The organism is Pantoea sp. X-Soil-YNGN-785 (assembly GCF_059730585.1).
Map to the genome: position 1 here is coordinate 3,214,184 of NZ_AP035942.1, position 18,258 is coordinate 3,232,441.

Genomic DNA, 18,258 nt, shown 5'->3' on the forward strand with positions numbered 1-18,258 from the left:
CATTTACTGGCAGGTTGCCGGGGACGTGAGCGGACAGTAATCAATCCAGCCGTGCGGCAGCGCACTAATCTGATTGCCCCGTAAATGCACCCAATGCCATACCGCCATGCCACTGCCGCTGGCCTCACCTTTAAGCAGTCCTTCATCCCTTTCACCTCGCTGTAAACAGCTGCGCCAGCCCTGACGATCATCCTGCTGACACAGGGCTGACTCCGTCGCTGGCCAACTCAGAGAAAGACCCCATTGCAGCGCCGACTGCGCCCGCCAGAAATCCTGAATAAACTGCTGCTCATCCGCCAGCAGTCGCATTCCCTGCTCAGACATCTTTCGGCTGGCATGCAGCGTAAAGCTGCCGATCACCATAATCATCAGCACCATGCCCAGCGCACTGCTGCCTCGCTGCTTCACAGGTTCACGCCCTCTATCCAGCTCTCCACCGTTTCAAGCCAGCGTCCGGCCCGTCCCTGCAGCACGATCCTGACCTGTGTACCCTGCTGGCTGATGCCGAACTGCTCAACTGTCATGAATGCGGGATCGGAGAGCCGTTCCCAGCCCGCTGACTGACACTGGTCAACACCGCGCTGCATCTCAAGCTGCTGCTGGCGCAGGCGAAAGCCGTAATAGTCACTCTCCGTATGGCCCACCGGTTCCCATTTACCGTTGCTGTTCTCATCCCACCGCAGCAGCAGGCAGTTCTCGCTGATTTTCAGCGCACCACTACCGCACTCACCGTGACAATAACCGGCACGCCGAACCGCCTTTTCCAGTGTGGCCATCATCTGTTGTAACTCCTGACGCAGCTGCGCCTGTTGCAGTACGCCGGCACTCTCCGCCAGCAGTAGCGGCAGAAAACGCCCGGTACTTAACATGACGACCGCGCTGATTGCCATGGCGATTAGCATCTCCAGCAGGCTGAATCCGGCGATCTTCAACGGCACGTCTCCTCATCCATCATGCAGAGGCGAATACGGGCTCTGGCTGAGATAATCAGCCGCATGCGTCCGGCGCTGTTTCCCAGCTCTATACTGCCCGCCTTAGCGACATTGCGGCGGCCATAGAAACCCGGCTCGCCCCGAATGTCATAGAGCGCCACGCCCGTGTGCGGCGCGATGAAATGCAGCCGTTTCCCGTGAACGCACCCCGCAATGGGGTGGCTGCCGGCACCGATGCACCAGGGATCGCCAGGCAGTGACCATAACACCAGGTCGCTATTTTGCCGGTTGGCATGGGCACGCAGTCGTAGCAGGAATCCCTGCAATTGCTGAGCGCTGTCGCGCAGTTGCTGCCGCTGTTGCCAGCGCTGCCAGCCATGTAGCGCGGCAAGGCTTAGAATGCCGGCAATCACCATTACCAGCAGCAGCTCCGGCAGGGTAAAACCGCGTAAATGTGCTGTTTTCATGGCGTCAGAGTGCGGGTGATGAACAGTCGAAACAACAGGTGTTGTGACAGGCTGGAAAGCGTGCCGCAGAGAATCTTCCCCCCCACACAGGCAGTGGCAGAAGCGTGCGAGGGGTGCCGCAGATTTACCGGTATGCAGGCAAAAAAAAGCCCCGGCGAAGTTGCCAGGGCGTTATCGTTTACTGCGGATCAGATGGCGACAGGTGCTTTGATCGCGGGATGCGGATCGTAGCCTTCAATCTCGAAATCGTCGAACTGATAGTCAAACAGTGATGCTGGTTTGCGTTTGATCACCAGCTTTGGCAACGGACGCGGCTCGCGGGTCAGCTGCAGGCGCGCCTGCTCCAGATGGTTGCTGTAGAGGTGCGTGTCACCACCCGTCCAGACGAAGTCGCCCACCTGCAGATCGCACTGCTGCGCCACCATATGCACCAGCAGCGCATAGCTGGCGATGTTAAACGGCAGCCCCAGGAAGATGTCGCACGAGCGCTGATAAAGCTGGCAGGAGAGCTTGCCATCCGCCACATAGAACTGGAAGAACGCATGGCACGGTGCCAGCGCCATCTCGCTGAGCTCACCAACGTTCCAGGCAGAAACGATAATCCGGCGTGAGTCAGGATCGCGCTTCAGCTGCTCCATCACCTGGCTTAACTGGTCAATTTGCTGACCGCTGGCCGTGCCCCAGCTGCGCCACTGTTTGCCATACACCGGGCCGAGATCGCCATTCTCATCTGCCCACTCGTCCCAGATGGAGACGTTGTTTTCCTTAAGATAACCGATGTTGGTGTCACCTTTCAGGAACCATAGCAGCTCATGAATAATGGAGCGGATATGGCATTTCTTGGTGGTGACCAGCGGAAAACCATCCTGCAGATTGAAACGCATCTGGTGACCAAAAATTGAAAGCGTACCCGTGCCGGTACGGTCAGCTTTTGGTGTGCCTTCGTGCAGCACATGTTGCATTAAATCCAGATACTGTTTCATTTTTCCTCGCGAAATTGTGGCTGGGGGCGACGACGATACGCCCAGATCATCATAATAATACCGGCAACAATCATCGGCACAGAGAGGATCTGTCCCATACTGATTCCGCCTTCAAACAGGCCAAGCTGGGCATCCGGCTGGCGGAAGAACTCAACGATGATACGGAAGGCACCGTAGCCAATCAGGAACAGGCCAGAGACGCTGCCCATCGGGCGCGGCTTGCGAATAAACAGGTTCAGAATGATAAACAGCACCACACCTTCCAGCGCCAGTTCATAGAGCTGCGAAGCATGACGTGGCAGTACGCCGTAGGTATTAAGCAGTTCCTGATATTGCGGATTGGTGGCGGCCAGCGCGACATCTTCGCTGCGGGAGCCGGGGAACAGCATGGCGTAACGGAAGCCCGGATCGACACGTCCCCAAAGCTCGCCGTTAATGAAGTTGCCGAGACGACCGGCACCCAGACCAAACGGGATCAGCGGCGCAATGAAATCCGAAACCTGGAAGAAATTACGTTTAGTGCGGCGGGCAAAGATCAGCATCACCACAATCACCCCGATCAGGCCACCGTGGAACGACATGCCGCCATCCCAGACTTTGAACAGATAGAGAGGATTTTCCAGGAACAGCGGTAAGTTGTAGAACAGGACATAGCCGATACGGCCGCCCAGGAAGACGCCCAGGAAACCGGCGTAAAGCAGGTTCTCAACTTCCTCTTTTTTCCAGCCGCTGCCAGGCTGATTGGCGCGGCGTACTGCCAGCCACATGGCGAAAACAAAGCCCACCAGATACATCAGACCGTACCAGTGCAGCGAAACCGGTCCGATCGAGAAGATCACCGGATCGAACTGCGGAAATGCAATATAGCCGTTATTCATCATTCACCGTCTATTTTTCAACCCTGAAAAGGGGCGTTGTCAGGCACATAAATTAAGGCTGCGCATCATAGCACAGCCGGTTTTGTGAATTGTCTTGCAAATGTAAACGCGGATAACGCGTAAAGCCTGCTTCAGCGTCTAACGACCACCACGGATAAGCCCACCTAATCCGCGCCGCTCCATAAAGGCCGAGACCAGATGGCGAACTTCGGTGGCAGTGTCGGCATTCATTCCCTGTTCGCTGAGCTTCTGTACCTCTTCATGATCCAGATGACGCAACAGGTACTTAACGCGCGGTACGTTTTTACCGTTCATGCTGAGATGGTGATAACCCAGGCCCACCAGCAGCGCGACGCACATCGGATCACCTGCCATTTCACCACACAGGCACAATTCCAGATTGGCCAGGCGGGCTTCCTGCGCAATCGCATTCAGTGCGCGCAGCATCGCCGGATGCAGCGAGTCGTACAGGTTCGCGACGCGGGTATTGTTACGATCCACCGCCAGCAGATACTGCGTCAGGTCGTTGGTGCCGACCGAGACAAAATCGACCCGGGACGCCAGATGCGGGATCATAAACAGCATCGACGGCACTTCGATCATGATGCCGATACGCGGCGCGGGAATCGCATAGCCCAGCATCTCTTCCACTTCGCGTCCGGCACGATCGATCAGCTGTTTTGCGTCGTCGATTTCGTCGATATGACTGATCATCGGCAGCAGGATACTGAGGTTGCCGGAGGCGGCATTGGCGCGCAGCATCGCGCGCACCTGTACCAGGAAAATTTCCGGCTGGTCGAGCGTCAGGCGGATGCCACGCCAGCCCAGGCAGGGGTTCTCTTCACTGATCGGCATGTAGGGCAGCTGTTTGTCTGCCCCCACATCCAGCGTTCGCAGCGTTACCGGCTTGTTGTGGAACAGCTGCAACATGCCCTGATACTGCGCCACCTGCTCCTCTTCCGACGGGAAGCCGTTCTGCAGCATAAACGGGATTTCGGTGCGGTAGAGGCCGATACCATCCACCCAGCTGCCCAGCGCCTGTTCATGTTCCGGGCTTAATCCGGCATTGAGCATCACCTGCACGCGTTCGCCACTTTTCAGCTCACCCGGCTGATCGACCACGCCTTCCGCCATTTTGCTCAGCGCGTTCTCTTCGCTGATCAGCCGCTGATACTCCTGCACCAGCACCGGCTCGGGATCGATCAGCAGCTCACCGCGATAGCCATCAACGATCAGCAGGCGTTTGTTGAGCTGATGAGGCTGGATGTCAGCGCCCATCACCGTCGGGATGCCCATGGCACGGGTCAGGATCGCCGCATGGGAGTTAGCCGCGCCGTCACGCACTACCACACCCGCCAGCCGCTCCTGCGGCAGCTCCGCTAAGGTAGTGGCAGTCAGCTCATCGGCGACCAGCACAAAGCGTTCCGGCCAGGCATTCGTGCCGACCAGAGTATCATCGAGGTGAAACAGCAGACGCTGACCCAGCACCCGCAGATCGCCTGCGCGTTCACGCAGGTAGTTGTCAGTCAGGCTGGCGAACTGTTCAGCAAACTTCTCGATCACCTGTTTAACGGCCCACTCCGCGACCGATCCGCGCTCGATCTCGTCGAACAGATCTTTCTTCAGCCGGGCATCGGTTAACAGGTGAGAGTAGAGATCGAAAATGGCCGCGCTCTCTTTCTGTGCGCTGGCGCTGAAACGTTTGCTGAAGCGGCGGAATTCACTGGCCGCTTCGCTCATGGCAAGCGACAGACGCTCACGTTCACGCTGCACATCCAGCGTCGAGGCGGCCGAAACCTGATCGAGCAGAGGCTGCGTCTCATCGACCCAGCCGGGTGCCACCGCTACGCCAGGCGCTGCCGCAATGGCGCGCACGCGCGTCTGCCGGAACTGACCAAACAGCTGACCCATCTGAGACTGCGACAGCAGCGCCGCCATCTGGGTGGCGAGCGTCACCAGGAATGACTCTTCGCTTTCATCAAACTGACGGTGTTCGCGCTGCTGCACCACCAGCACGCCAAGCAGCTGGCGACGGCTGATAATGGGCACGCCGAGGAAGGAGCGATAACGCTCCTCTTTGACTGCGGGGATATATTTAAAGCTGGGGTGACTCTGGGCGTCAGCAAGGTTAATCGGTTCGGCCAGACGGCCCACTAAACCGACGATACCTTCGTCAAACGCCAGCGTCACGGTGCGGCCACGCGGTTTTTTGAGGCCGCGCGTCGCCATCAGGTAATAGCAGCGACGATCGTGGTCGGCGAGGTAAACGGAACAGACTTCCGTATCCATCGCCAGACAGATCTCATTGACCAGGATGTCGAGTGCTTCATTGAGACGCGGCGCACTCGCCACTTTTTCTACAATTTCGCGCAACTGAGTGAGCATAAAGGGCGTGGCCTATCCTCTCTTACGTCGATGGGCAGGATTATTTCGCTGCCCCGCACTCTCCTGCATAGACATCACCACGCCAGCGAATTCCTTCATTACCCGACGATAGACATCGCGCTTAAAGGAGACAACCTGACGCACCGGATACCAGAAACTGACCCAGCGCCAGCCGTCAAATTCCGGCGTGCTGCTGTGCTGCACATTGATATCCGCGTCATTACACATTAACTGCAGAAGAAACCACTTTTGTTTCTGGCCGATACATACCGGCTTTGTGTCCCAACGCACCAAACGTTTTGGCAACTTGTAACGCAACCAGTTACGGGTAGAGGCAAGTATTCGAACATCTTTCCGGTGTAATCCGACCTCTTCGAACAGTTCGCGATACATCGCCTGTTCTGCGGTTTCACCGGGATTGATGCCTCCCTGAGGAAATTGCCAGGAGTGCTGTCCAAAGCGCCTGGCCCATAACACTTGTCCCTGCCGGTTACAGATTACGATACCAACATTCGGGCGGTAGCCATCATCATCGATCACCGGACTACCTCAAAGCAAAATTTGAATGGCCTGATTGTTTCACACTCCTTACAGGCGGTAAACCACTGGATTCATGGGGGGTTGAGCCATCAATAGCGGGATAACTCACAGAAAAGGGCAAAGTTATAAACAAAGACCGCAAAAAAGATCGATCTTATTCACCTTTTCTGTGGATAGCTTTGTGCAGAACGCGGGAGTTAACTGAATAACCCTGCCATCACACCTGGGAATGCCAAAAAGAGTTAGTTTATTATCTTATTGATTAATAATTAAATTAATAAAGAATCTCGCTTCATCGGCTTTTTATAAACAGCGAATATTTTTACGCCCACTGACAATTGGCTAAATTATAAGCACAGTGCTTTTTATCCACAGATAATTGCTCAGGGTTAGGTCATGGCGGTGAAAATTTGGTCAAATAGCGAAAAGTCAAGGCTGTAAATGGAACCAGTACCGCAAACATAAGGGGGTTATCCCACTTTTCTGTGGATAACCGGGCTGGAGATCCTGTTCATTGTTGCGGGTAAGCTGGGATAACCCTGACTCACTGCGGATAGCGCAAGGTCAATCCACCTAAAAAAGCATGATCTATCATGTTATTATCGATCCCGGACACGATTTATTTTAGCGGGATAACTTAGCCACCCGCAGCTGTACGAATTTTAACCATTGCGAGTTATCAACATGCGTTATCCACCAGGACCACCTGAAGATGAAGCCAGCCTGCTGGCACGCGCGCAGGATTTAGCCGGATTACCTATGGAAACGCTGGCTGCGCGTGCCGGTCTGCCCATGCCTGCGGATCTTAAACGCGATAAAGGCTGGGTCGGCATGCTGCTGGAGTGGCACCTTGGGGCGAGCGCAGGCAGCAAAGCGGAACAGGACTTTGCCCATCTCGGTATCGAACTGAAAACCATCCCGATTGATGCACAGGGTAAACCGCTGGAAACCACCTTTGTCTGCGTCGCACCGCTGACCGGTAACAGCGGCGTGACCTGGCTCACCAGCCATGTGCGTCACAAGCTGGCGCGGGTGTTGTGGATCCCGGTTGAAGGCGGACGCGAGATTCCGCTGCGGGAACGCCGTGTCGGCGCGCCGCTGTTATGGAGCCCGGATGCGGAAGAAGATGAGATGCTGCGTCAGGACTGGGAAGAACTGATGGATATGATCGTGCTGGGGCGTGTTGAGCAGATTACCGCACGGCATGGTGCCTGGCTGCAAATCCGGCCTAAAGCCGCTAACAGTAAGGCACTGACCGAGGGAATCGGCGATCAGGGCCAGCCCATCATGACCCTGCCGCGCGGCTTCTACCTGAAGAAGAGCTTCACCGGTCCCCTGCTGGCGCGCCATTTTCTCCTGTAAATCGCTTATCCTGCGCGACCATCGTCGCAATTTTGTGGGAGATTGGCGAATTCAATGCGTATAATCGCCGTTTACTTTTCGTTTAGGATTGAATGCCGGTATGTTTGAGTGGATTTCCGATCCCAACGCCTGGCTGGCGCTGGGCACCCTGACCATCCTTGAGGTGGTACTGGGTATTGATAACATCATTTTCCTGTCACTGGTGGTCGCTAAACTGCCAAAACACCAGCAAGCCAGTGCACGCCGCATTGGTCTGATGGGCGCGATGTTAATGCGTCTTGGCCTGCTGGCTTCTATCGCGTGGGTCGCCCGCCTGACTAATCCGCTGTTTACGCTGATGGATCATGCGTTCTCGGCGCGCGATCTGATTCTGCTGTTTGGCGGTCTGTTCCTGCTGTGGAAATCGAGCATGGAGATCCATGAAACGATTGAAGGCAGCGAAGGCGAACACAACACCCGCGTTCATTCGTTCCTTGGCGCGATTGTGCAGATCATGATGCTCGACATCATTTTCAGCCTCGACTCGGTGATCACTGCCATCGGCCTCTCCGATCATCTGTTCATTATGATGGCTGCCGTCGTGATTGCGGTGCTGATGATGATGTTTGCCGCACGCGCAATTGGTGAGTTTGTCGAGCGCCATCCGTCAGTGAAAATGCTGGCACTCTCCTTCCTGATTCTGGTCGGTTTTACCCTGATTCTGGAGAGTTTCGCGGTCCACGTACCAAAAGGTTACATTTATTTCGCTATGTTCTTCTCCATGGCGGTTGAGTGCCTAAACCTGATGCGCAGTAAGAAAAAGCACGCCTGAGAAAGTCAAGGGCGAGCCTGCTCGCCCGGTTATTTTCAGAATCCTACGATTAACCCTGCCGGCAAAACCATTTATTACTACACTTTTTGCACTTAACGATTTGTGAGGAAGAGGCGTGATGAAAGGGTTGGCAGGCGTAGCACTGGTGATGGTAACCGCAGCGTTACTGAGTGGATGCAGTTCTGATTATGTCATGGCGACCAAAGATGGCCGGATGATCATGACCGAGGGCAAGCCGAGCATTGATAAAGAGACCGGCCTGGTGCAGTACACCGACCAGACGGGTCACGAGGTGCAGATTAACAGCGATGAGGTCTCAACGATCATTGAACGTTAAGTGCCCGATTTAATTACCTGCCACCGATTCCGTGCTGGCAGGTGATTTCCCCGACTTTTCCCCCTTCCTTCCCCGCCGTTGCTCGCGCTATAGTCCCTGAGGACACAACATTCCATTCCATAAAAAAAGGAAGCTGGCAATGCACTATCATCGTATTCCCCACAGCACGCTGGAAGTGAGTCAGCTGGGGTTGGGCACTATGACGTTTGGCGAACAGAACAGCGAAGCCGACGCCCATGCTCAGCTGGATTTAGCTATCCGTTCCGGCATCAACTTTATTGATACCGCTGAAATGTATCCGGTGCCACCGCGCCCGGAAACCCAGGGTCTGACCGAACAATATATTGGCAGCTGGCTTAAACAGCGCGGCAGCCGCGACAAAATCATTCTGGCCAGTAAAGTGGCGGGTCCGTCACGCGGCAATGATGCGTCGATTCGCCCGGATATGGCACTGGACCGTAAAAACATCCGCGCCGCACTGGATGCCAGCCTGAAACGTCTGAACACCGATTACCTTGATCTTTACCAGCTGCACTGGCCGCAGCGCCAGACCAACTATTTTGGCAAGCTGGGCTATCAGTACAGCGAGACCACGGCCCAGGTGACGCTGCTGGAGACGCTGGAAGCGCTGACCGAGCAGGTGCGCGCCGGTAAAATCCGTTATATCGGCGTGTCGAACGAAACCGCGTGGGGCGTGATGCGCTATCTGCAGCTGGCGGAGAAGCATGAACTGCCGCGCATTATCAGCATTCAGAATCCTTACAGCCTGCTGAACCGCAGCTTTGAAGTGGGTCTGGCCGAAATCAGCCAGCATGAAGGCGTCGAGCTGCTGGCGTATTCCAGCCTGGCGTTTGGTACGCTGAGCGGCAAATATCTGAACGGTGCGCAGCCTGCGGGCGCACGTAACACGCTGTTCAGCCGCTTTACCCGCTATAGCGGCGAGCAGTCTCAGAAGGCGATTGCCGAATATGTAGCGTTAGCGCAACAGCATCAGATTGACCCGTCGCAGATGGCGCTGGCCTATGTGCGTCAGCAGCCGTTTGTGGCCAGCACGCTGCTGGGTGCCACAACGCTTGAGCAGCTGCAGATTAATATCGACAGTTTCAATCTGACTTTAAATGCAGAGATTCTGGAAGGTATTGAGGCGATCCACCGCCGTTACACCTATCCTGCGCCATAAATACTCTGTTGCCAGCTGCCGCAGGGCGGCTGGCCTCTCTCACAGGTCACGATAATAGAGTTTCACCGGCTTATCGGGATACTCCAGCGCCTCTCCCTGCGCCAGCCAGCCAGACCGTTCGTAGTAACCTCCAAACGTTGACCATAACCACAACCGTGGATAGCCGCTAGCCTGTGCATAAGCAATGACATGCTGCTGCAGCGCCTCACTGACACCTTTGCCGCGCGCCGACTCATCCACATAGAGCGCCGCCAGCCACGGATAGAGATCCTGACGGCTGATCAGATCGCAGCGCCAGAATTCCGCCGTGCCGATTGCCCTGCCCGCCTCTACGGCGACAAAGGTGACCGGAAAATCAGCGCCGGTCAGGCTGCTGTTTACCACACTGGCGAAGAACGCCTGGCTGCTGGCTTCGCCAAAAGCGCGCCACTGCCAGTCGGTGATCTGATCGGCAAACTGCGGCACATCGCTGAGCGGGACGATTTTCATAAGTTAATCGATTTCCAGCGCCAGCAACGACTCAATCGTCTGCGCGCGACGGATTTCGCGCGGCTGGCCCTGCTCAAACAGCACTTCCGGGATCAGCGGACGGCTGTTGTAGTTTGAGGACATAGAGGCACCGTAAGCACCGGTGTCGTGAAACACCAGATAATCGCCCACTTTTGCTGCCGGCATCGCGCGCGGTTCGACCATGCCGCCCTCCAGCTGGGTAAAGACATCGCCCGATTCGCACAGCGGACCGGCCACTACCGTGTCGATGGTCTGCTGCTCATCAATCGCCCGTTCATCGCCTGCCATCAGCGAGATATGGTGATAGCTGCCATACATGGAGGGACGCATCAGATCACTGAAACCGGCATCGACCAGCACGAAGTGACGGCTGCCCATCGATTTCACTGCCCGCACCTGCGACACCAGCACGCCCGCTTCGGCCACCAGGAAACGGCCCGGTTCGATCTCCAGTTTGACCGCATGACCCAGATGCTGAGCGATACGCTGACGCGCCGCGTCCCACAGTCCAAAGTAGTGATCGGTATCGATCGCCTCTTCGCCGTAGCGATAAGGAATAGAAAGGCCACCGCCCGCAGAGATCGCAGTCAGATCCTGACCCGATGCCATCACCAGTTCCACCATCGCATCACAGACCTGCTGCAGATGCGAATAATCCACGCCAGAGCCGATGTGCATGTGAATACCCACCAGCTTCAGGCCGTGCTGTTTAATGGCCGCCAGCGCCTCGTCTAAGTCGTCGTGCCAGATACCGTGCTTGCTGTTTTCGCCGCCAGTATTGGTTTTCTGACTGTGGCCATGACCAAAACCTGGGTTGACCCGCAGCCACACCGCATGTCCCGGTGACACCGCGCCGAGCTGATGCAGCATATCGATCGAACCGGCATTGACCGGCACCTTCAACGCAGTAATCCGCGCCAGTGTCGGCTGATCGAACAGATCCGCAGTGAAGACGATCTCGTCACCGCCAGACTGGTAGCCAGCAGCCAGCGCACGTTCGATCTCACCCAGCGATACCGAATCCACTTTCACACCCGCTGCACGCATCAGGCGCAGGATATGAATATTTGAGCAGGCTTTCTGCGCAAAACGCACCACATCAAACGCCTGCAGCTGAGCAATACGCGCCTGAATAATCTGTGCGTCATAAGCCCAGAATGGACCGGCATAACGGCGTGCCAGCGGCAGCAGGTTAGTGGCGTTGAGGGTGGTGTCGGTACTCTGTAATGAACGTGGCATAGCAATTCTCCTGTGGCGATAACCGCATTAAGCCAGAATCATGCCATAGCGAAAAATATCTGTTTTAATAGCATCTATTCAGAATAGATATAGGAAGGCGGCGTGGCGAACATTAACTGGCGGCATATCGAAATTTTTCATGCGGTGATGACCAGCGGCAACCTGACCCAGGCTGCTACGCTGCTGCATACCTCACAGCCGACCGTAAGCCGGGAGCTGGCACGACTGGAGCAGCAGCTGGGATTAGCGTTGTTCGGGCGGGTACGCGGTCGCCTGCAGCCGACGGTGCAGGGGTTACGTCTGTTTGAAGAGGTACAGCGATCCTGGTATGGGCTGGATCGCATCATGGAAGCGGCAGAAGGGTTGCGTCAGTTTCGTCAGGGTGAGCTGTCGATCGCCTGCCTGCCGGTTTTTTCGCAGTCGCTGCTGCCACCGCTGTGTCAGCCTTTTTTACAGCGCTACCCGGATGTGAGCCTGAATGTGATTCCGCAGGAGTCGCCGCTGCTGGAGGAGTGGCTGTCGGCACAGCGCTACGATATCGGCTTAACCGAAACCCAGCACGCGCCGGCTGGCACTGACCGCCTCGCCCTGCTGACCTGTGATGAAGTATGCGTGTTGCCACAGCATCATCCTCTGAGTCAGCGTGCAGAACTGACACCGCACGACTTTGCGGGCGAACAGTATGTCAGCCTGTCGCGCAACGACAGCTATCGTCAACTGCTGGATGCGCTGTTTCAGGATCAGGGCGTCGAACGGCGGCTGGTGATGGAGACGCACAGCGCCGCGTCGGTGTGCGCGATGGTCAGAGCGGGCGTGGGTATTTCGATTGTAAATCCGCTGACGGCGCTGGATTACGCCGACAGCGGTGTGGTGATGCGAAAATTCAGCGTGGCGGTGCCGTTTACCGTCAGCCTGGTGAGGCCACAACACCGTCCCGCGTCAGCGCTGGTCGATGCCTTTGTCAGCCATCTGCAGCAGCAGGTGGCTGACTTTCCGGCACGTATTGCCGCCCGCCTGGCTTAAGCGCGAACTCTGGCGGCTGCGCTGCCCGATTTACGGAAGGTCATCAGGCAGATCAGCAGGCCGATAGTGGCAAGCGCAGCTGCCGCAACCGGCACCGCCGTCAGGCCAAAACCACGGCCAATGACTGCCCCGCCGACCCAGGCACCCAGCGCATTACCGACGTTAAACGCCGAAATGTTCAGGGTTGAGACCAGATTCGGTGCCTCTTTGCCGTGACGGACCACGTTGATCTGCAGGCCCGGTACCGTGGCAAAGGTCGCCATTGCCCACAGGAACAGGGTGAGCTCCGCCAGCCACAGCGCATGGCTGGTCCAGCTGAACAGCAGCGAGAAGATGGCGATCAGAGAAAAGCTGAGGATCAGACTGAAGGAGACTTTCCAGTCGGCCAGTTTGCCGCCAAGAATGTTACCCACTGTCAGGCCCGCGCCAATCAGGAACAGCGTCCAGCTGACCCCCCGATCGCTGATGCCCGTTACCTCTAACAGCAGCGGCGCAATGTAACTGAACAGGGCAAACATCGCCGCGGCAAAGAACACCGTCATCAGCAGCGAGAGCCAGAGTTTGCCGTTGGCCAGCGCACCGATTTCACTCGCCAGATGAACCGGCTTCTCTTCTTTATTGTTCGGCAGACTCACGATCAGGGCGATAAACGCCAGCACGCCGATCACCGCTACGCCCCAGAACGTAGCGCGCCAGCCAAACATCTGTCCGAAGCTGGTTCCCAGCGGGACGCCCAGCACGTTAGCCAGGGTCAGCCCGGTAAACATCAGCGCCACAGCAGAAGCCTGACGACCGGCCGGCACCAGGCTGGCGGCCACCACCGCGCCGATACCAAAGAAAGCACCGTGACAGAGCGCGGTGACGATTCGCGCCAGCATCAGCAGGTTGTAGTTGTAAGCCAGCGCACACAGCAGGTTGCCGACAATAAAGATCACCATCAGCAGGATCAGCGTTTTTTTGCGCGGCAATCTGGCGGTGAGCAATGCCATAATCGGCGCACCAATCGCCACTCCCAGCGCATAGCCACTGATCAGCCAGCCCGCCGACGGAATCGACACCTGAAGGTCACGTGCCACCTCCGGCAGCAACCCCATAATGACAAATTCGGTGGTTCCGATGGCGAACGCACTCAACGCCAGCGCCATTAATGCTACAGGCATAACACTCTCCCGGTTTTATTTGCAGGTGAACCGCGCAGACGCGCCGCCCCTCGACGCTTGTTAGAATTTGATCTGCGTCACGTTGAGTATTACAGCACAGCACTGATTTGCGACATAGCCTGCGTGCAGCAAAGGATTATTGCCGCCGCCGCAATAATCCTGCCGCGTTATCGTAAAAATCTTTCGTCTCCAGCCTGCAGGCCAGGCCCGCACAGCCTCATTCCCCCACTGTCAGGTTGTCATTTTCTGTTAACCGGTTACGCTTTTTAATGCGGAATTAATTAATAAATCTTTAACGTTGCCGATATATCCCTAATCAATTGCCAGGTGATGTAATCAACTTCTGACGCAGGGAGAGAGAATGCAACGACTCATAGCCTTAATGGTGTTTGGCTTAACCGGCTGCTCGGTGGGTCATTATGAGTACAGTAAAGAGGCTGAAAAACGGGTTGATATGACCGTCACCGGCATTCCCACCGTGCTGGGCTTTGGTACGCTCGGTACCACTATCCCGCTGACGCCGGAGTACAGTCTGACCGCCGCGCACGTGGCGAAGTTTTCACTTTACCGCGTCAAAGCCTGGCATCCGCAATGCGATCTGGCGGTGGTCTACCACAAAAACAGCGAAATGAACCTGCCACCCAGCTTCCGCAACAGTCATATCGGCGACCAGGTGAATCTCTACGGCTACAGTTTTATTTCGGCCATGCCGGTCAGCTCCAGCGGACAGAACCTGATTAATACCACGCTGGCAAACAGCTGGAACAAGCCAGACTGTGTCGTCGTCGCTGCGAATGCGGGTGTGGTGAAAGGGATGTCGGGCGGCGCGGTCTATAACGCCTCAGACGACACGCTGGCAGGTGTAATTATTGGCTACAGCAATAACATCAATGACAATGCCAGCGGTAAGACGCTGTATAAGAACGTTGCGCTCTATGTGCCCTATTCACGGTTCCAGACCTGGCTGGATCAGGCGATAAAATCTTAAGTTTTTTTGTCGGGCAAACCGGGATGGTTGCCCATAGGATGTTCGGGCGGATTCAGCCATCTGTCTTTACGGGTTGCTTCGTAATCCGGGTTAAGAGGATAAGTAATACGATTTTCAGGCTTGCTGGTCTCCCCCACCACTAAAAAGCGTGCCTCGTGCTCGCTGTTATTGATAAAGGTGTGGCAAATGCCCGTGCCCGCCGGAAAGGCCACTGCATCGCCCGGCGACAGTGGATAAAGCTCGCCGTTAATCCAGGCGTCAGGATGTCCTTCAAGCACAAAAATGAACTCTTCTTCCGCGCTCTCCGCGTGGGGATAAGACAAGCGGCGTCCGGGCAACAGCCTTTCATGGTGAATGCCAAGGCGGGTTAATCCCAGCAATCTCCCCAGTGGCGCACCAATCGACATGCGCTCATCGCTGTCGGCATAGTGTTCGTTATCTTCGCCTTCCAGCGGCTGCCAGTGGCGAATACAGTCGGGACGTTGCGTCATGATGATGGCTCCAGGTTGAGACATTCAGCCTGGCAGAGGAAGCGGCATGACTCAAGCATGGCGAGGCGAACAGCAGATATAAAAAAGGCCGGGATGCCCGGCCTTTTCTGAGAACAGTCAGACTTACTTGCTGCCTGGACGCAATGCCGGGAACAGGATCACATCACGGATAGTGTGGCTGTTGGTAAACAGCATCACCATACGGTCAATACCGATGCCCAGACCCGCGGTTGGCGGCAGACCGTGTTCCAGTGCGGTGACATAGTCTTCGTCGTAGAACATCGCTTCGTCGTCACCCGCATCTTTGGCATTCACCTGCTGCAGGAAACGCTCAGCCTGATCTTCTGCATCGTTCAGCTCGGAGAAGCCATTGCCGATTTCACGACCACCAATGAAGAACTCAAAGCGATCGGTGATTTCCGGGTTCTCGTCATTACGGCGGGCCAGCGGAGAGACTTCAGCCGGATATTCGGTAATGAAGGTTGGCTGAATCAGATGCGCTTCTGCCGTCTCTTCGAAGATCTCGGTCACGACGCGGCCCAGACCCCAGCTCTTCTCTACTTTGATGTGCAGGGATTGTGCAATCGCCACGGCTTTGTCGAAGTCTTCCAGATCGGCCAGATCCGTTTCCGGACGGTATTTCTTAATCGCTTCACGCATGGTCAGTTTTTCAAACGGCTTGCCGAAATCAAACTCCTGCTCGCCGTAAGGCACAACCGTGCTGCCCAGCACATCCTGCGCCAGCGTACGGAACAGGCTTTCGGTCAGCTCGATCAGATCTTTGTAATCCGCATAAGCCATATAGAGTTCCATCATGGTGAACTCTGGGTTATGACGTGGCGAAATACCTTCGTTACGGAAGTTACGGTTGATCTCGAATACGCGATCGAAGCCGCCCACCACCAGACGCTTCAGGTAGAGCTCTGGCGCAATACGCAGATACATGTCGATATCCAGCGCATTGTGATGGGTGATAAACGGACGCGCAGAGGCACCGCCCGGGATCACCTGCATCATCGGGGTTTCCACTTCCATAAAGTCGCGGCCCACCATGAACTGGCGAATACCGGCCATGATCTGCGAACGAATTTTGAAGGTGTTGCGAGACTCTTCGTTGGCGATCAGATCAAGGTAACGCTGACGGTAACGGGTTTCCTGATCGGCCAGGCCGTGGAACTTATCCGGCAGCGGGCGCAGTGCTTTGGTCAGCAGACGCAGTTCTGAACAGTGAATCGACAGTTCGCCGGTCTTGGTTCTGAACAGTTTGCCACGCGCACCCAGGATATCGCCGAGGTCCCATTTCTTAAACTGCTCGTTGTAGATGCCTTCCGCCAGATCGTCACGTGAAACGTAAAGCTGAATCCGGCCGCCCACATCCTGCAGGGTGACGAAAGAGGCTTTACCCATGATACGGCGGGTCATCATGCGGCCGGCGACGCTGACTTCGATACCCAGCGCTTCCAGCTCTTCGTTGCTCTTCTCGCCATAGCTTTCCAGCAGCTGGTTCGAAAGGCTGTCACGACGGAAATCGTTGGGAAACGCCAGACCGTTGGCACGCAGCGCGCTCAGCTTTTCACGGCGCGTTTTCAGTTCGTTATTTAACTCAACGGCGGCATCAGCGCTCTGCGGTTGTTGTTCAGACATGTCTATAACCCTGCTTTTAAACTAGCTTCAATGAAACGATCCAGATCGCCGTCCAGCACCGCCTGGGTGTTACGCGTCTCTACGCCTGTGCGCAGATCTTTGATGCGTGCATCATCGAGAACGTAAGAACGGATCTGACTTCCCCAGCCAATGTCGGACTTGTTGTCCTCCAGCGCCTGTTTCTCAGCATTTTTCTTTTGCATCTCAAGCTCGTACAGCTTCGCTTTCATCTGCTTCATTGCCTGATCTTTGTTCTTGTGCTGAGAACGGTCGTTCTGACACTGGGTGACGGTACCGGTTGGAATATGGGTAATACGCACCGCAGATTCGGTCCGGTTAACGTGCTGGCCGCCCGCACCCGACGCACGATAGACGTCAATGCGCAGATCGGCTGGGTTGATGTCGATATCAATATCGTCATCCACTTCCGGGTAAATAAAGGCTGAGCTGAAGGAGGTGTGACGACGGCCGCCGGAGTCGAATGGGCTCTTACGCACCAGGCGATGCACGCCCGTTTCGGTGCGCAACCAGCCAAAGGCGTAGTCGCCTGACACGCGAATGGTCACCGACTTGATGCCCGCAACTTCACCTTCAGACTCTTCGATAATTTCGGTTTTGAAGCCTTTTGCTTCGGCCCAACGCAGATACATACGCATCAGCATGCTGGCCCAGTCCTGCGCTTCGGTGCCGCCGGAACCCGCCTGCAGATCGATGTAGCAGTCGGCGCTGTCATACTCGCCGGAGAACATGCGGCGGAATTCCAGTTCGCCCAGCTTGCCCTCAAGGACATCCAGCTCGGCAACGGCTTCGTTGAAGGTCTCTTCGTCTTCCGCTTCTACGGCCAGCTCAAGCAGACCCTGCACATCTTCCAGGCCCTGCGACATCTGTTCCAGCGTCTGCACGATGGCTTCCAGCGAGGAGCGCTCTTTGCCCAGCGCCTGAGCACGCTCAGGTTCGTTCCAGACATCGGGCTGTTCCAGCTCGGCGTTTACTTCTTCGAGGCGTTCTTTCTTGGCATCGTAGTCAAAGATACCCCCGAAGAACGTCGCTGCGCTCACTGAGGTCCTGAATACGGTTTTTGACCGGGTTGATTTCAAACATGGCTTTAGCGTCTTTCTTATGTTCGATGGGACAGGAAAATTAACGCACAAGTTTACCCGAAACTGGCGGCAGATTGTAGCGCTGAGACAGCGGGCGGATGCCGGGGTTGTGTGACGTGTCGCATTTGCGTCTTGCAGCGCGTCGACATGCTCGCAGGTAGCGGGTTAATGCAGGGGATAATCAGGCTGTCGCGCATCTGCCGTGGCCGGAGAGTCGCGACAGCCTGT

19 protein-coding genes are annotated in these 18,258 nt (G+C 56.1%); 6 read left to right on the forward strand and 13 right to left on the reverse strand.

Features of this window, described 5'->3' with window-relative positions; genetic code table 11:
* Positions 1-3 precede the first annotated feature (3 nt).
* From AC6I8E_RS14890 to rppH, 7 genes are all read right to left on the reverse strand, one after another.
* Entirely contained in the window at positions 4-408 is a 405-nt protein-coding gene (locus tag AC6I8E_RS14890; protein WP_013358914.1) for a DUF2509 family protein, read from the reverse strand.
* A complete protein-coding gene (locus AC6I8E_RS14895; protein ID WP_346436538.1) occupies positions 405-932 on the reverse strand; it encodes a prepilin peptidase-dependent protein in 528 nt (175 codons plus the stop codon). The genes AC6I8E_RS14890 and AC6I8E_RS14895 overlap by 4 nt, the downstream gene beginning before the upstream one ends.
* Positions 929-1,399 (reverse strand): prepilin-type N-terminal cleavage/methylation domain-containing protein, encoded by a 471-nt coding sequence (locus AC6I8E_RS14900; RefSeq protein ID WP_497824181.1) that lies wholly within the window; start codon positions 1,397-1,399, stop codon positions 929-931. Before AC6I8E_RS14900 ends, AC6I8E_RS14895 begins: the two co-directional genes overlap by 4 nt.
* A gap of 188 nt (positions 1,400-1,587) precedes the next feature.
* On the reverse strand, positions 1,588-2,382 hold the full coding sequence (gene thyA / locus AC6I8E_RS14905; RefSeq protein WP_033783992.1) for a thymidylate synthase: 795 nt from the start codon (positions 2,380-2,382) through the stop codon (positions 1,588-1,590).
* Positions 2,379-3,260, reverse strand: coding sequence for a prolipoprotein diacylglyceryl transferase (gene lgt / locus AC6I8E_RS14910; protein WP_033733822.1), 882 nt, complete (start codon positions 3,258-3,260; stop codon positions 2,379-2,381). Before lgt ends, thyA begins: the two co-directional genes overlap by 4 nt.
* A 138-nt stretch (positions 3,261-3,398) precedes the next feature.
* On the reverse strand, positions 3,399-5,645 hold the full coding sequence (ptsP, locus tag AC6I8E_RS14915; protein WP_033783993.1) for a phosphoenolpyruvate--protein phosphotransferase: 2,247 nt from the start codon (positions 5,643-5,645) through the stop codon (positions 3,399-3,401).
* Between the two features lie 12 nt (positions 5,646-5,657).
* Complete coding sequence (rppH, locus tag AC6I8E_RS14920) at positions 5,658-6,185, reverse strand: RNA pyrophosphohydrolase (RefSeq protein WP_009087042.1); 528 nt, start codon at positions 6,183-6,185, stop codon at positions 5,658-5,660.
* Positions 6,186-6,869: 684 nt separating this feature from the next.
* Here rppH and mutH point away from each other — a divergent pair.
* From mutH to AC6I8E_RS14940, 4 genes are all read left to right on the forward strand, one after another.
* On the forward strand, positions 6,870-7,547 hold the full coding sequence (mutH, locus tag AC6I8E_RS14925; protein ID WP_013358920.1) for a DNA mismatch repair endonuclease MutH: 678 nt from the start codon (positions 6,870-6,872) through the stop codon (positions 7,545-7,547).
* 100 nt (positions 7,548-7,647) lie between these two features.
* On the forward strand, positions 7,648-8,358 hold the full coding sequence (locus AC6I8E_RS14930; RefSeq protein ID WP_003853954.1) for a TerC family protein: 711 nt from the start codon (positions 7,648-7,650) through the stop codon (positions 8,356-8,358).
* 118 nt (positions 8,359-8,476) lie between these two features.
* On the forward strand, positions 8,477-8,695 hold the full coding sequence (locus AC6I8E_RS14935; RefSeq protein ID WP_013358922.1) for a YgdI/YgdR family lipoprotein: 219 nt from the start codon (positions 8,477-8,479) through the stop codon (positions 8,693-8,695).
* A 139-nt stretch (positions 8,696-8,834) separates the two neighbouring features.
* Positions 8,835-9,875 carry an NADP(H)-dependent aldo-keto reductase gene (locus AC6I8E_RS14940; protein ID WP_061063274.1) on the forward strand — a complete coding sequence of 347 codons (1,041 nt, stop codon included), beginning with the start codon at positions 8,835-8,837 and terminating at the stop codon, positions 9,873-9,875.
* Positions 9,876-9,914: 39 nt separating this feature from the next.
* Here the strand turns inward: AC6I8E_RS14940 and AC6I8E_RS14945 are convergent, their stop codons facing one another.
* Both AC6I8E_RS14945 and lysA read right to left on the reverse strand, forming a co-directional pair.
* The gene (locus tag AC6I8E_RS14945) at positions 9,915-10,364 is read right to left on the reverse strand and encodes a GNAT family N-acetyltransferase (protein ID WP_497824182.1); all 450 of its coding nucleotides are present in this window, start codon (positions 10,362-10,364) and stop codon (positions 9,915-9,917) included.
* Between the two features lie 3 nt (positions 10,365-10,367).
* The gene (gene lysA, locus AC6I8E_RS14950) at positions 10,368-11,624 is read right to left on the reverse strand and encodes a diaminopimelate decarboxylase (RefSeq protein WP_201252834.1); all 1,257 of its coding nucleotides are present in this window, start codon (positions 11,622-11,624) and stop codon (positions 10,368-10,370) included.
* Between the two features lie 102 nt (positions 11,625-11,726).
* On the opposite strand from lysA, the gene AC6I8E_RS14955 reads away from it, so the two are divergent.
* Positions 11,727-12,647, forward strand: coding sequence for a LysR family transcriptional regulator (locus tag AC6I8E_RS14955; RefSeq protein WP_013358926.1), 921 nt, complete (start codon positions 11,727-11,729; stop codon positions 12,645-12,647).
* On the opposite strand, the gene AC6I8E_RS14960 is transcribed toward AC6I8E_RS14955, so the two are convergent.
* Positions 12,644-13,807, reverse strand: coding sequence for an MFS transporter (locus tag AC6I8E_RS14960; RefSeq protein ID WP_497824183.1), 1,164 nt, complete (start codon positions 13,805-13,807; stop codon positions 12,644-12,646). The two genes, AC6I8E_RS14955 and AC6I8E_RS14960, sit on opposite strands and share 4 nt — an antisense overlap.
* Positions 13,808-14,168: 361 nt before the next feature.
* Between AC6I8E_RS14960 and AC6I8E_RS14965 the strand changes: the two genes are divergently transcribed.
* Positions 14,169-14,795, forward strand: coding sequence for a serine protease (locus AC6I8E_RS14965; RefSeq protein WP_013358928.1), 627 nt, complete (start codon positions 14,169-14,171; stop codon positions 14,793-14,795).
* Here the strand turns inward: AC6I8E_RS14965 and AC6I8E_RS14970 are convergent.
* The 3 genes from AC6I8E_RS14970 to prfB form a co-directional block, all read right to left on the reverse strand.
* Entirely contained in the window at positions 14,792-15,286 is a 495-nt protein-coding gene (locus AC6I8E_RS14970) for a cupin domain-containing protein (RefSeq protein WP_497824184.1), read from the reverse strand. The two genes, AC6I8E_RS14965 and AC6I8E_RS14970, sit on opposite strands and share 4 nt — an antisense overlap.
* Positions 15,287-15,409: 123 nt before the next feature.
* Positions 15,410-16,930 carry a lysine--tRNA ligase gene (gene lysS / locus AC6I8E_RS14975; protein WP_013358930.1) on the reverse strand — a complete coding sequence of 507 codons (1,521 nt, stop codon included), beginning with the start codon at positions 16,928-16,930 and terminating at the stop codon, positions 15,410-15,412.
* Positions 16,931-16,932: 2 nt separating this feature from the next.
* Positions 16,933-18,031, reverse strand: a protein-coding gene (gene prfB, locus AC6I8E_RS14980) for a peptide chain release factor 2 (RefSeq protein WP_098052461.1) whose coding sequence is annotated in 2 segments (ribosomal slippage) — positions 16,933-17,955 and positions 17,957-18,031 — 1,098 coding nt in all. Because the reading frame shifts where the segments join, the coding sequence is not laid out codon by codon here.
* Positions 18,032-18,258: the final 227 nt, after the last annotated feature.